General features: G+C 44.6%; 8 protein-coding genes. All 8 read left to right on the forward strand.

What is annotated here, in order from left to right; all coding sequences use genetic code 11:
* Window positions 1-311 precede the first annotated feature (311 nt).
* The 8 genes from ACO6S0_RS19540 (at window position 312) to ACO6S0_RS19575 (ending at window position 15,480) form a co-directional block, all read left to right on the forward strand.
* Window positions 312-9,194 carry a PKD domain-containing protein gene (locus ACO6S0_RS19540; protein WP_422349955.1) on the forward strand — a complete coding sequence of 2,961 codons (8,883 nt, stop codon included), beginning with the start codon at window positions 312-314 and terminating at the stop codon, window positions 9,192-9,194.
* Window positions 9,195-9,231: 37 nt separating this feature from the next.
* Complete coding sequence (locus ACO6S0_RS19545) at window positions 9,232-10,152, forward strand: type IX secretion system membrane protein PorP/SprF (RefSeq protein WP_422349956.1); 921 nt, start codon at window positions 9,232-9,234, stop codon at window positions 10,150-10,152.
* Entirely contained in the window at window positions 10,153-12,102 is a 1,950-nt protein-coding gene (locus ACO6S0_RS19550) for an OmpA family protein (protein WP_422349957.1), read from the forward strand.
* A gap of 290 nt (window positions 12,103-12,392) precedes the next feature.
* Complete coding sequence (locus ACO6S0_RS19555; protein WP_422349958.1) at window positions 12,393-12,932, forward strand: RNA polymerase sigma factor; 540 nt, start codon at window positions 12,393-12,395, stop codon at window positions 12,930-12,932.
* Complete coding sequence (locus ACO6S0_RS19560) at window positions 12,932-13,477, forward strand: hypothetical protein (RefSeq protein WP_422349959.1); 546 nt, start codon at window positions 12,932-12,934, stop codon at window positions 13,475-13,477. The genes ACO6S0_RS19555 and ACO6S0_RS19560 overlap by 1 nt, the downstream gene beginning before the upstream one ends.
* On the forward strand, window positions 13,458-14,546 hold the full coding sequence (locus tag ACO6S0_RS19565; protein ID WP_422349960.1) for a hypothetical protein: 1,089 nt from the start codon (window positions 13,458-13,460) through the stop codon (window positions 14,544-14,546). Before ACO6S0_RS19560 ends, ACO6S0_RS19565 begins: the two co-directional genes overlap by 20 nt.
* A gap of 51 nt (window positions 14,547-14,597) precedes the next feature.
* The gene (locus ACO6S0_RS19570; protein WP_422349961.1) at window positions 14,598-15,311 is read left to right on the forward strand and encodes a hypothetical protein; all 714 of its coding nucleotides are present in this window, start codon (window positions 14,598-14,600) and stop codon (window positions 15,309-15,311) included.
* On the forward strand, window positions 15,301-15,480 hold the full coding sequence (locus ACO6S0_RS19575; protein WP_420401874.1) for a hypothetical protein: 180 nt from the start codon (window positions 15,301-15,303) through the stop codon (window positions 15,478-15,480). Before ACO6S0_RS19570 ends, ACO6S0_RS19575 begins: the two co-directional genes overlap by 11 nt.
* Window position 15,481 lies beyond the last annotated feature (1 nt).

Here is a 15,481-nt window from a genome sequence, read left to right on the forward strand (position 1 = left end):
TTAGGAATTGAAGGTTTTGATACTACAATTTCTTTGCAATTTCATAATTCCAAACCCTTGTTTCGATTACCCTTCAAACTGGTGCTAAAACACTAGTATTCAGTAGCTATTAGAGCATTTTCTATTCTTCAAAAATGTAATTAGTACGTATAATCCTACAGAACACTTTAGAGTTCAGCCAAAACACCCATCGATTATCCGATGTTTCACAACAAATGATCGATGAAATACAACATATATTCTGTTTAACCGATGCTAGTAGATATGTTTGAATATTCTTACATGCTAAGAAAAACCTCATTTTTTTGATTATGAAAAGACCGCTAACCCCCCAAAAAAAAGGAGCTTTGTATTTCTTTTTTTTGTTTTTGCTCGCTTCATTGCAGTGGAGTTATGCACAAAATTGTTCAGTAAATGCGGGGATTCCTGAAACTATATGTGAGAATATAGGAACCTACAATCTTGCAGGTTCGTCTTCAGGGTTAGTGCAAAGTGGTCCAACATGGTCGCAAGTGGGTGGCCCATCCGTCATCATCAATGATCCTTCCAACCCAACTACTTCCATTTCAGGTCTTGTTGGTGGAAACACCTATACTTTTAGATTGAGTGCGGTTTGCACCGATGGAACACCACAATTTCAAGATGTAGATATAACGGTACAACCCATTACGGTTTCAAATGCGGGAAGCGATATCGCCTCTTGTCCAGATAATACCGGGAGTGTAAGTACAAACGCAAACACCCCATTGAATGCCGGTGAAACTGGACTTTGGAGTATTGTTGGGGCCAACAATGCAGGGGTAACCATTAATGCTCCCAGCTCTCCCACAACAACCTTGACCTTGGCAGAAACCAGTGCCGGAACCACAACTTTACAATGGACTATAACAGGTCCTGATTTTGCTCCAGGACAAGCTTGCGAATCCAGTTCTACGATTACCGTAACCAATTACGGTGGTGAAAGTGTTGTGGACGCAGGACCCGATCAAAATTTGGACAACTGCTATTCATTGACACAGTCTACTAACCTTGCAGGTAGTTTTGGCGGAAACAATATAAATGGTCAGGTAGGTACCTGGAGTTTTGTAAGCGGACCTAATACGCCCGTGATTGCAAGCCCAAACAGTAATAATTCCAACGTATCCAACCTTATTGAAGGAGTCTATACCTTTCGTTGGTCTTTAAATGGGCCATGTGCCAGTGGTCAGGACACCATGACCATAACGGTAGCTGAAGCAACACAGGATATATCCACGGCGACCATTCAAAATAATGATATTCGCTTTTGTGATGCCAGTATTACAACGGTGACCCTTGTGGGCTCACTTCCCTTATTTACAAATGAAACTGCAACTTGGACCCAGACCGGCGGGCCCGTGGCAGGGGTTAATATCATCAGCCCAAATTCCAGCACCACACAGATTACGGGATTGGATGGGAGCAGTACTTATCAGTTTACTTACACCATTGAAAATGGCACAACCCTTTGTAGTGATTCGGATACCGCTACCATTAATTATTCCACCACCCCAGTCACTATTTTGGCCAATGGGGGAAGTGACCTTACGGCCGTTTGTGGCGTAACCAGCGTTGACATTCCATTTACCACCACGGGAAATGGGACCAATACCTATAGTATTATAAGCGGGCCAAGCAGTTCTACTTTGGTGGATCCTTCCACTTTTTCCAATGCGGGAGGTACACCTTTAACGATAAACTTTGATGCGGAAGGAACATATACCGTCCTTTTTAGAAGAGCACTTAGTGGATCCATCCAAACCGGATGTGATGTAGGTACTAGTGCCATAAATGTCAATGTAGCTTTAACGCCAACAGCTGCCAACGCGGGAACCGACCAGACCTTGGCCTGTAACGTCACCGATACGGATATAACCGGAAATGCAGCTACCGTTGGAAATTCCCTTTGGTCGCAAATCAGTGGGCCCAATACAGCTACTATTGCATCTCCCTATGCCCAAACAACAAACGTCTCCAATTTGGTGTCTGGAACCTATGTGTTCCAATATGCCATATCCGGAGGAAATGCCTGTGCACCCTCTGAGGAAAATACAGTCCAAATAGTTGTGTCCTCGGATACAGCAGTGCCGACAGATGCTGGATTGGACCAATCCATCTGCTTTGGGGCACCTACGCAATTGGCGGGCAATACCCCTCCAACCACCAACTTGGTTGGAACATGGACTGTTGATTCCGCTCCAGTTGGAGCCACCATTGTTTTTGCTGACGAAAATGACCCGAACACCTTGGTGTCCGGTTTGGATGATGCAAATGAAACCTATATTTTCCGATGGACGATAGCCAATCCCAATGATGCTACCTGTCCAACCCCTGGTACGGATACAGTTACCATAACAACAGGCGCAACCCAAGGCCCTACTTTGGCCGATGCAGGTACTGACCAATGTTTGGGAACTGGTGTGACCACCACAACTTTGGCGGGGAATCAGCCTGCCGTTGATGAGATAGGAACCTGGACAGCTTCTCCTGCTATTGGCATTGCTTTTGATGATGCCAATCAATTTGATACGGATGTGACTATTTCCGTAGAACAAAGCTACATTTTGACTTGGACCATTTCGAAAATTGCTCCAGGTTGTCAAGATACTTCGGATGAAATGGAACTTACGGTTGGACCGGATGCTGTTGCTGATGCCGGACCCGATCAAACCGAATGCCAGTCCGTGTTTACCATGGATGCTACTGGTTCTGTGGGAAGTGGTGGGTTTTGGACCCAGATTTCAGGGCCAGGAGGCTACGTCATTGATGATTCCACTAATCCAACAGCACAGCTTACATTTTCATTTTCAGGACAATATGTTTTTGAATGGACGGCAACCAATGGGTCTTGTTCTTCAGATACAGATCAAGTTACCCTCAATGTAGGAATCCCTCCGACCACGGCGGTAGTGACCACTCCTTCCGAAACCATTTGTTCATCCACAACAGTAATCCTGGATGGCAACGCATTTGATCCCAACATTGAGAACGGTTACTGGACCTTGCTTTCAGGAGCTCCCAATACACCCACTTTTTCTGATGTAAATGACCCAAATGCAACCGTTACCGGAATGGTATCCGGCTCTTATACCTTTAGATGGACCATTGCTGGAGATAGTAACTGTCCCAGCAGTTTTGCAGATAAGACCGTGGATGTTTATGTCCCTGCCAATGCTGGTCCGGATATGGAACTCTGTAACGTACAAAACTTTTTGTTGGAAGCTACTTTTGGTTCTACAGGAACCTGGACCCAGACCTTTGGCCCGGGCGTAGGAGGTGCACCTGGAACTCCCGCGACCATTACCCAAAATCCTGCAGGCAGTAATGTTGCTGAAGTAAGTGATATTATCCTTGGGAGCTTTTACATCTTTGAATTTACCACGAATTATCCTGGTGCAACAGGATGTGGAAATACTTCCGATCAAGTTCAGGTGGAATCCAGTGGCTTGCCATCGGTTTTACCGGACGCTGGCCCTGACCAACTACTGTGTTTGGGCGATTTGGTTGTGCCTAATCAGACTACCTTGGCTGGGAACATGCCCCCTGACGATGTAGACGAGGCTACATGGAGCTTTACAGAACAGCCTGCTGGAAGCACAGCAGTGATTACAAACCCCAATGACCCAACATCCACGCTTACAGGATTGACTGTTCCCGGTATTTATATTTTGGAATGGAATTTTGAGGCTGGATTTTGTTTTAATACCTCGGATGTGGTTCGGATTGAAGTATATGAAACTCCGTCCACTGCGGATGCAGGGCCCGATCAAGTCAATGCCTGTCAGTTAAGCGCACAATTGAATGCGGTTCCGCCAACAGTGGGCACGGGAACATGGACCTTTACCGCTGATCCATCTGGGGGAGCGGCCGTTATCGATAATCCCAATTCACCCACTTCCACCATTTCAAATATTACGACTACAGGTACTTATACATTGACCTGGACCGTGGCCCATAATGGGGTAACTTTTGTGGACAGCCCTTCGGCTTGTGACCCATCTTCCGATACCGTGGACATCACCTTCCCAGATGATGCTCCATCAACAGCAGAGGCGGGGCCAGATCAAGAACTTTGTGCGGCTACCCAAACCAATATGGCCGCCACTGCTCTAGTTATTGGAACAGGAACTTGGACCCAAACCGCGGGACCAGGTGTGGGAGGTACCCCTGGAACACCTGCAAATATTGTTGCTCCAAACAGCGAAACAACATTAATCGACACTTTGGAACCGGGTACTTACGAATTTACCTGGACGGTAGTCAATGGAGGATGTACTTTTGATGACGCCGTTGAAGTGGTTATTTATGCCGACCCCGTAAGTGCCAATGCAGGTCCGGACCAATCATTGGATCAATTTTCTTCAATTGTTTTGGCTGCTGATGCACCCACCGTTGGGACAGGTATTTGGACGCAGGTTTCTGGGCCTACTACAGTTGGCTTTGTCAACGAAAATGACCCAACTACGGAAGTTTTTGGAGCCACATCGGGTACTTATGTATTTGAATGGACTATTAGCAATGGCAGCTGTACTCCAGTATCCGATACCGTTGAAGTGTCTCTATTGGGAGTGGACTTGGAATTGACCAAATCGGTATCTCCAACTACGGCCAATCCAGGAGATACGGTAACTTTTACCTTGGACGTCTTTAATGATGATGCTTCCAGTGCTTCGGATGCCACCGGGGTTTCTGTGCGTGATGTAATTCCGTCGGGATATACTTTGGTACCTGGAACAGTAAGCAATGGAGGGGTCTATAACATTGGTGATCTTTCCATCACTTGGTCTAATTTATCCATAAGCAACGGAGCCACATTAAGTTTGACATTTGATGCTACCGTAAATGTTTCTGGTTCTTATCAGAACACCGCCGAAATTACAGCCAACGACCTTTTTGATATCGATTCCACGGAAGGCAATGGTATAGCAGGGGAAGATGATCAAGATTCAGCCCAAGTTACTATCCTTGCATCTGATTTAAGCCTGACAAAGGATGTTAGTGCTGCTTCCAGTGCTACACCCAATGTTGGAGATACTGTTGTTTTTGAACTCACGGTGACCAACGCTGGACCTGATGCGGCCACTAATGTGAGTGTAGAGGATGTTGTTCCATCCGGATTGACCATTGGAACCATAAACAATGGAGGCATAAATACTTCAGGTACCATTGCGTGGACCATTGCGAACCTAGCTGTTGGCTCGACTACCCTAAGCTATGAGACTACTGTTAATGCTCCTACAGGAGCTTCAGATGAATACCGAAATACAGCGGAGATAACCGCATCCGATCAATATGATTCAGATAGTGATCCAGGGAATGATGATGGAGATCAAAGTGAGGATGACGAAGCCTTTTATGTCATTACACCTCAAGTCGCGGATTTGGAAATATCGATGCAGGCGAGCAATCCAATTCCTGATGTTGGGGAAGTTGTGACTTTTACCATTAATGTCAGCAACCAAGGAACATCGGCAGCGACGGGAGTATCCCTGGAAAATTTGGTGCCAGCTGGATATGCAACTATCACAGGAATCAGCAACGGTGGCACATTTAGTTTTATAACAGATGTTATTACCTGGACGGGACTGAATGTTCCCATTGGAACCAATACCTTGTCCTTGACATTTAATGCAACTGTCCAAAATCCTACTGGAGCTGTTGGGGAATTCACCCATATAGCAGAAGTGACTTTCGCCGACCAATATGATTCCGATAGTACCCCTAACAATGATGACGGGGATCAAAGTGAAGATGATGAAACTGCAATAACTGCGGCTCCAATACAAGCTGATCTTTCGTTAACCAAAATTGTGGTGGACAATGACATAAACCCCAACGTAGGTGAGGAGATTAGTTTTGAGATAACCGTTTCCAATAGCGGTCCCAATGATGCCACAAATGTGGTGGTACAGGACCTGTTGCCTACGGGCTTCAACTATGTGCTTTACAGTGCTACCGCTGGAGCCTATGATGATGCGACAGGACTTTGGCAAGTGGGCACGTTGGCCAATGGAACCAATGAGACCTTGATTATAGATGTGTTGGTAAATACTACTGGCGATTATACCAATGTGGCTCAAATTACTGCTTCTGATGGTTTTGATATTGATTCTAACCCTAGCAATGGAGTGGGAGCGGAGGATGATCAGGATGAGGTGACCATAGCTCCTGTCGCCGTAGCAGATTTATCCTTGACCAAGGATGTGGATAACGCCAACCCGGATGTAAATACCAATGTCGTATTTACCATAACCGTTTCCAATTCAGGACCGAGTGATGCTACCAATATTGTCGTAACGGATCTATTGCCTTCGGGTTATACCTATGTTTCGGATGATGCGGCTGGGGCATATACCAGCGGAACAGGAGTCTGGAATGTGGGACCCATTGCCAACGGAGGAACAGCTACCTTGAACATTACAGCAACGGTTAACCCAACAGGAACTTATACCAATATTGCTGAGATTACGGCAACAGACCAACCCGATAACGACTCAACACCGAACAACGGTATTGCCGCAGAAGATGATCAGGATGACGCTGGGATAAACCCAAACCCACTCGTGGATATTTCCGTGACCAAAACCGCGGATGACCTTACACCCAACGTGGGCGATCAGATTGTTTTCACGGTATCAGTTTTCAATGACGGCCCCAATGATGCAACCAATGTAGTGGTAACCGATTTCTTGGCGTCGGGATATGAATTTGTCAGTGCTGTTCCTTCAACAGGAGTTTATGAACCTTTGAATGGTTCATGGACCATTGGAAATTTGGCCAATGCTACAACAGAAACTTTGGTGATCACGGCCAACGTTTTGGCCAATGGCGATTACACCAATATTGCAGAACTTACAGACTTGGCAGAGACCGATGTGGATTCAGTTCCGGCCAATAACGATGATACGGAAGATGATCAGCAGACCGTGGAGCCTGTTCCGGTATTGGTTTCCGATTTGATTCTTCGTAAATCCGTTGATATTCTAAGTCCGTTGGTGGGTGAGGAAGTGATATTCAATATCAGTATTTCCAATCTTGGACCAAGTGATGTGACCGGAGTTCAAGTACTTGATCTTTTACCTACTGGGTATACCTATATTTCCAATAATAGGACGGCGGGAGTGTATACGCCAGCAACCGGAATTTGGGACTTGAACGGTGTCATTCCAAATGGGACCACGGAAACTTTGAACATTGTTGCCACAGTAAATGCCTCTGGGGATTACTTTAATGTCACGGAGGTGATAGCTTCCGATAATTTGGACCCCAATTCCACCCCAAATAACAGCAACGTTTTTGAAAACGATCAAGACAGTGCCGGGACTACACCTATACCAAGCTCGGATTTGAGTCTGACCAAAATAATAGATAATCCAAGTCCTGATGTGGGATCAAATGTTATATTCACGCTTACTTTGACCAACGATGGACCAAGCGATGCCACAGGAGTAGTGGTGTCGGATGCTTTGCCCTCTGGATATTCCTATGTTTCAGATGATTCTGGTGGGACATACAGCAATGCCAGTGGATTATGGAGTGTTGGTACGCTTGTATCCGGTTCCAGTATCAATTTAAATATTACGGCCCAAGTGAACGCCACTGGGGATTATAACAATGTGGCAGAAGTGGTCGCGGTAATTCAATTGGATCCCGATTCAACTCCAGGGAATAATGACCCTAATGAGGATGATCAAGCGGAACAATCCATTGCTCCAAGAACGGTAACGGATATTTCCGTCACCAAAACGGCCGATACCCTTAGCCCATCCGTGGGAGAGGAAATTGTATTTACCATTATCGTAAATAATGCTGGACCCAATGATGCCACAGGGATTGTGGTAGAGGACTTGTTGGCCTCAGGCTATAGTCTGGTTTCCGTGTTGCCGTCCACAGGAGTTTACTATGGACTTACCGGTTCTTGGGATATTGGAGATCTTGCCAATGGTGCTACAGCTACCTTGCAGATTACCGCTCAAGTTCAGGCTAGCGGGGATTATAGAAACACCGCAGAACTGATTGCTCTAGATACTTTCGACCCAGATTCGACACCAAACAACAATCTGGCTACTGAAGATGATCAGGATACCATAGAGGCAATACCTAATGGGCAAGCGGATTTGGAACTGACCAAAACAGTGGATAATGCTACGCCCAATGTGGGAGATGTAGTGGAGTTTACCTTGAATTTGACCAACAATGGATTTAGTGACGCCACCGGGGTAGTGGTGACCGATCTACTTCCATCCGGATATACCTATCAATCCCATATTACAACGGCAGGTATTTATGATGAATCAAGTGGACTATGGACCCTGAATGGACCAGTTTTCAACCAAAGCACGGAAACCTTGGTGATTCTGGCCACGGTGAATACTCCCACCGGAACGATGGACGAATATTTGAATGTTGCCGAAATTACCGCCAGTGATTTTAATGATCCGGATAGCAACCCCAATCAAGGAATTTCCGAAGATGATCTTTCAGATGGTAATGTGGACGATGACGAGGCCATTGCATCGGTTACCCCACAGACTACCGATATAAGTATAAGCAAGACTGTGGACAATACCACTCCCAACATTGGTGATCAGGTGGTCTTTACCATTACGGTTTCCAATCAAGGAAGTGTGGAGGCGACCAACATAGGCATTGAAGAAATACTGCCTTCTGGATATCGTTTGATCACGGCCCAAGCATCAGAAGGAACCTATGATGAGGTTTCAGGATTCTGGGAATTGGATCAATTGACGGCACTTGGAACGGCCAACCTACAACTTACTGTAGAGATACTGGACGTAAATGATTATTTGAATACCGCAAGTTTGGCGTATGTGGATCAGTTGGATACCGATAGTTCCAACGATTCGGATCAGGCAGAAGTAACCCCATCTTGCTTAACGGTGTACAACGAGTTTTCGCCCAATGGTGACGGCGTAAACGAATTCTTCAAAATCGATTGTATTTCCAGATATCCTAACAATGTGCTTCAGGTGTATAACCGATGGGGCAATATTGTGTATGAACAACGCTCCTATAACAATGACTGGGATGGTACTTCCAATGGAAGGGCCACAGTACAAAAAGGAGATCAATTGCCAGTGGGCACGTATTATTATGTCTTAGATCTGGGCGATGGCTCGGAACCTCGAACAGATTGGCTATACATAAACAGATAGGAAGATGGGTATCAGAACAAATAGAAAAGCGCAACGAATGAAAAGGCAAGTCCGAATCAGCTGTTTTGTAGCCCTGTTGACGGGTATCCTATCCATATCCGCACAGCAAGACCCGCAGTTCACCCAATATATGTACAACACGCTTAACGTGAATCCGGCCTATGCAGGCTCCAAGGGACATTTGACAGCCTTGTTGCTCCATCGTTCGCAATGGGTAGGGGTAAACGGTGCCCCAACAACCCAGGTTTTGGCCGTAGATGGGCCCATGGGGAACAATGTGGGACTTGGATTGGTGCTTTCGCATGATGCATTGGGACCCGCTTCGGAGGTTTTTATGGATGCCAATTTTTCCTATACCGTTAAACTTGATGATAAAGATAAACTGCTTTCTTTTGGATTAAAGGGAGGAGGAAGGATGTTCAATGTGGATTTTTCCAAAGGATTGGTTGAAAATCCCGATGTGGCATTTCAGAATAACATTAAAAACAAGTTTTTCCCAACCGTAGGTGCTGGGATTTACTATCACAATAAAAAGAGTTATTTAGGTTTGGCCGTACCCAATTTCTTTGCCCAAGATCACTATGATGGTGAAGAACAGGAAATAGCGGCCGAACGCTTACATTATTATCTGATAGGAGGTAAGATTATGGATCTTACTCCTGATATCAAGTTTAAACCGGCCTTCTTTGTAAAGTGGGTTCCAGGAGCGCCCGTCATAGCGGATATTTCTGCCAATGCCATGCTTATGGAAACCTTCACGGCAGGTTTGGCATACCGTTGGGACGATTCCTTTTCAGCTTTATTGGGATTGCAAATTTCCCCCGACCTAAGCATGGGTTATTCCTATGATCTAACCACTTCTGATTTGAGAAGTTACACGAGTGGAACACACGAAGTCTTTCTTCGGTATGAGTTCAAGACCGTGGAAAAACGCCTAAAATCCCCTAGATTTTATTAGATGATGAGTATTAAAACCAACATATCCGTTCTTTTTTTATTGGTGGGCGGTTGCTTGCACGCTCAACTAAAGTATAACGACGCCGACATCAATTTTGATAATTTGCTGTATGTAAAAGCAGCCAAGCAATACGAAACCTTGGTCCGGAAAGGAGAGGACTCCCAACGGGTATTACAACGTTTGGGAGATGCCTATTTCTACAATACCGATATGGAAAATGCCGTAAAGTGGTACGGGGTGTTATTTTCCAAATACGAAAAGGTACTCGAGCCAGAATACGCCTTTAAGTACGTACATGCCCTCAAAGGGGTTGGAAACTATAAAATGGCCAAGGGCATCATGAAAATTTATACCGAAAAATTGGATGTATCCGAATTTCAGGTGGCACAAATGCAAAATAATGATGAGGCCTTGGATGAATTGTTGAACAGGCAGCCACAATATTATGTTAGTAACTTGGGAATCAATACGCCCGTAGCCGATTTTGGTCCTATGTATTACAAGGACAAAATTGTGTTTTCTTCCAGCCGCGATTCCTTACGGTTTGAGACTCGGGTCTATGAATGGAACCGACAGCCGTATCTGGACTTTTTTATGGCGGATACCACTGGGTCAGGTTCAGATTTGGTCAATGTGAGGTCCTTCTCTTCCATTTTGAATACCCGTTACCATGAAGCGGCAGCTACCTTTATTCCCGAAGGGAACGTGATTTATTTCACCCGAAACAACTACACCCATCAAACTTTGGGAAGGGATGGCGAAGGTACCAATCACCTAAAAATATATACCTCCGAATTACGGGGAGGGGAATGGACGGAAGCCGAGGAAGTACCCTTCAACAGTGAGGATTATTCGGTTGGGCAACCCGCCCTAAGCCCGGACGGCCGTAAGCTATATTTTGTTTCCGATATGCCGGGAAGCATTGGGGAAACAGACATATTTGTGGTCGATGTTTTGCAGAATGGCGGATTTTCCGAACCTAGAAACTTGGGCCCAACGATCAATACAAGCGGGAGGGAAATGTTCCCTTTTGTAACCGAAGAAAAGCTCTACTTTGCCTCGGATGGCCATTTGGGCCTTGGTGGCCTGGATGTGTTCGAAAGCGAATGGGGCAATGCTGGATTCGAAACACCGAATAATCTTGGGAGGCCGTTGAACAGCAATCGCGACGACTTTGGATATATTGTGAAGGAAACGACCCAACGCGGTTACTTTTCTTCCAATAGAGAAGGGGGTAAGGGAGATGATGATATCTATTCCTTCCAACGTATGGAAGAAACCTGCGAGCAGACCGTAAAAGGTAGTGTCATCCGAAAATCCAATTCCCTGCCCATAGTGAATGTAGTTGTGGAATTGCTGGATGCCGAAGGAAACTCCTTGGGGAGAACCGCCACAGACCCTTATGGGGCATTTGAGTTTGAGAATGTACTGGAGTGCGAGGCAGGGTATGAAATCAAAATCAGCAAGCAGGGCTTTTTACCTAATGATGCCGCCTTTAGTACCACCAAACAAAAGGACTTTGTAAACGATGTACCCTTGGAAATTACCAAAGAACTCAACAAGTTGATTGTTAGGGAGAACGGGGTGCTCAAGATCAAGATTGACAATATTTATTTCGATTTGAACAAAGCAGAAATCCGAGAGGACGCCGCCCAGGAGTTGAACAAGATTGTGGAAGTGATGAAGGAATACCCTAAAATGGTCATTAAAATTGAGGCGCACACGGATTCCAGGGGAAGCGACCGCTATAACGAACAGCTTTCCGATAAACGGGCCAAGTCAACTGGAAACTATATAGTTTCACAGGGCATTGAGGCCAACCGAATTGAAAGTGCCATTGGATATGGAGAAAAACAGCTGCTCAATCAATGTAGCAATGGCGTAAGATGCAGCAATGAGGAACATGATGTAAACCGTAGATCGGAATTTATTATTGTAAACCTAAATTAACCCAACCATCAATAAACACTACCCTCAAACCTTCAACTTAAGTTGAAGGTTTTTTTGTTCCCCAACTTCCTTAACTGTCAGGTCGAGCCTTTCGACTGCGCTCAAGACAGACCAAGGGCGAGACCTAGAAATCCAAAAAACAAAGACCTCTCGACTGAGCTCGAGGTGACTTAATTCTACTTTTTTGACTTTAAATAGTCCCAACATGCAACCCTTGGAGTTTTGTTTTGTCTTTGGGTTAGATGAATAAGGATTATTTTTAGCCGTCATTGAATAATCGTCCAGGATTTTTGGAAGCAAACGTACGTTTTACGCACCAGGCATTGGTGGAACAGAGCAAGGCAGGAGATCGGAATGCCCAATATCAGTTGTATGGGCTGTACGTTGATGCCATGTTCAATGTAGCCATGCGCTTGTTGACCATCAGGGAAGATGCCGAGGACGTATTGCAGGAAAGCTTTGTGGAAGCTTTCAGAAAAATGGACACGTTTAGGTTTGAAAGCACTTTTGGTGCCTGGTTGAAACGCATTGTAATCAATAGGAGTATCAACCATCTTAAATCGAAACGCCTGTTGTTGTCTTCCTTGGAAAATGAAGGGGAACCGCTCGAAGAGGATGAATTCCAAGAGGTAGATCAACTGGAGATTAGTAAGGTGAAAACAGGACTAAGTCAGTTGCCAGAAGGTTACCGGCAAATAATAACCCTTTATCTCATTGAAGGATATGATCATGTGGAAATTGGAGAAATCTTAGAGATATCCACCTCAACCTCCAAATCGCAATATCATAGGGCAAAAAAGAAATTGATTCAAATTGTAAATGAACTGTGATGGACAATTTTGAAAAGTATATCAAGGAAAACAAAGAGGCGTTCAATGTCCATAAAGTGGACAAGGACAAATTGTGGCAAGGTATTGCCGGCGCCTTGGAAGAAAAAGAAACCCCAAAAGTCATTCCGCTGTGGAAATCCGGCAAATTTAGGATAGCGGCATCCGTTGTCTTTTTGGTTGGCCTGTCCTTAGTGGCCTTCCTTATGCTGGGCAATCCCAATGTACAGGAAATGGATGGCTATGCCAGCGAGGAGCTTTTTGAAATAGACCTGCACTATAAAAATCTGGTGTATCAGCAAGTGCAATTGGTCAAAAACCATCCAAAACTTTCAGCTGCGGACAAAGATGAGTTTCTATCCTTTATGGATGAACTGGACGAGGAATACGAACAACTGAAACTGGAAATGAAGAACAACCTGGACAATGAGCGGGTTTTGGAAGCCATTGTCAACAACTATAAAAAGCGCATTGAACTGATTGAGAATTTGCTGAAGCAAATCAATGCATCTAAAAATGAAATGGATTATGAAGGGTATATTTTATAAAAAAATTGTGTTTGCGGTATTTTGCTGTCTTATGGGCACTGTGGCCTTGGCGCAAAGCGAGCGTACCAAATCATGGTCAAAGAGTTATGGCCTTCCAGCTACGGGATCGGTTCAGATTGAGAACAAATATGGCAATGTGGTGGTCAATGGCTGGAATCAAAACAAGTTAAAAGTGTCTATAGACATCAAGGTGGTACACCGAAAGGACGAGAATGCCAAGAAATTGATAGACCGGATCCAACCCAAGGTGACCCAGGCCGGGGATTTTATTCGTATTACCTCGGAAATTGTGGACAGGAGCTCCAGTCTGTTCAGTAGGTATTTCAACAAAGCCAATCCCTTCGACTTTGATAAATCCAATATTCAAATTGATTTTGAGATATACATGCCCCAGAATGCAGAACTGAATGTGATCAACAAGTTTGGGGATTTGGTGATCGGAGCTTGGCATGGCGATTTGGATGCCAACGTGCAACATGGGGATATCTGGGTAAACGATGGGATATCCACGGCTAAAATTGACATGAAATTTGGCAAGCTCAATTTAGGGGAGATAGATTATGGAAACATTAAAATGAGCAATGGGGCCATAGATGTTGAAAATGGCCAAAAACTGAAAATAATAAGTAGTGGGAGCGATCTCAATTTGGACAAAGTCTCAAATCTCGAGCTGTATTCCAGCAAGGATGAGGTGATGCTTGAAGCTATTGGGGCCCTCCGAGGTGATTTCAAATTCTCGAATGTGGACATTGCCAGCGTGGATTCAGAAATGTTCTTGACCCTTAGAATAGCGGAGGTGGAAGTTCGCAAGATTCTTTCCCCAAATCCGGAAATTGACATTGTACAGGAATCCTCTGAGATAAAACTGGACGTTTCAGGACTTTCCTTTGATTTTAGGGCCACTTTGGAACAAGGTTTGTTGCGTGTTCCCAAGACATTCACCAACATAAAGACCAATGTGACCAATGCCGGGAAAAAAACCAGGGAGATTACGGCCAAATATGGCAAGGGCGCAAAAGGAGACTTTACCATTAATGGAATCAAAGGTGCCATTGTGATTACCGATTAACACTATCAAATTCAACAATCAAAAAATAATTCAAAAAAAAAATCAAAAAACATGCAACCTTCCAAAAAAAGCATTGTCCTTAGAGAGACAACCATTACCAAAACCATGATTCAGCGGACATTACTACTCGCATTCTTATTGGTAAGTTCTATTTCTTGGGCGCAAGATCAGGATGATGCCGATTACATTGAATTCAATGATCGAAAAAACGTGGTACACGGGGTCTACCTTGGTCTTACTACCTATTTTGGGGAAATAGATGGCAAGGATACTTATATAGGAGGAATTAAAGTGGCCTATGTGGCCAACAGGAAGTTTGAAGTAGGCTTTGTGGGCAACTTTTTGTATTCCGAACAAGATAATCCCAGAACGATCAACGAAGATTTGATTGCTGCTTATGCAGGCCTGCATATAGAGCCTATTCTATTTAGTCAATCTATGGTTAACCTTTCGTTTCCGGTACTCATTGGTGCAGGTGGGGTGGGTTATTTTGGCAACAATTTTGATGACCCCATTGACGACCACATAGACGAGGATGAAATCGATGCAATTTTTGTCCTGGAACCAGGAATGAGCGTTTTGTTCAATGTGTCCAGATATGTGCAGTTGGAGGCGGGAATCAAATATCGCTTTTCCAACAAACTGGATTTGGATTTGAACCCCTTGGACAGAATCAACGGTTTTTCTGGAGGTGTTGGGGTCAAAATTGGGGTTTTTAACATGGGTAGAAATCGATACAAAAAACATTTGGACGATGAACAATAACAAATCAAAAAACGAACAGTCAATCAATCAAGGCTTGGTGGCCAAACACGTATTTTCTGAAAACGGATCGGTCTTTGTAAGAAGTTCCCAAAATCTGGAAAAGGATGAATGGTCCGTCATCAACTTCTTCTGGATGCCAGTTCTAAATCTGGAAAAGGAATTGCGCTAGA

The organism is Flagellimonas sp. (assembly GCF_965233845.1).
Classification (GTDB): Bacteria; Bacteroidota; Bacteroidia; order Flavobacteriales; family Flavobacteriaceae; genus Flagellimonas.

Bases quoted from the DNA above. Each gene is read 5' to 3' on its own strand.
- ACO6S0_RS19540 (WP_422349955.1), top strand. From the start codon at position 312: ATGAAAAGACCGCTAACCCCCCAAAAAAAAGGAGCTTTGTATTTCTTT.
- ACO6S0_RS19545 (WP_422349956.1), top strand. From the start codon at position 9,232: ATGAAAAGGCAAGTCCGAATCAGCTGTTTTGTAGCCCTGTTGACGGGT.
- ACO6S0_RS19550 (WP_422349957.1), top strand. From the start codon at position 10,153: ATGATGAGTATTAAAACCAACATATCCGTTCTTTTTTTATTGGTGGGC.
- ACO6S0_RS19560 (WP_422349959.1), top strand. From the start codon at position 12,932: ATGGACAATTTTGAAAAGTATATCAAGGAAAACAAAGAGGCGTTCAAT.
- ACO6S0_RS19565 (WP_422349960.1), top strand. From the start codon at position 13,458: ATGAAGGGTATATTTTATAAAAAAATTGTGTTTGCGGTATTTTGCTGT.
- ACO6S0_RS19570 (WP_422349961.1), top strand. From the start codon at position 14,598: ATGCAACCTTCCAAAAAAAGCATTGTCCTTAGAGAGACAACCATTACC.
- ACO6S0_RS19575 (WP_420401874.1), top strand. From the start codon at position 15,301: ATGAACAATAACAAATCAAAAAACGAACAGTCAATCAATCAAGGCTTG.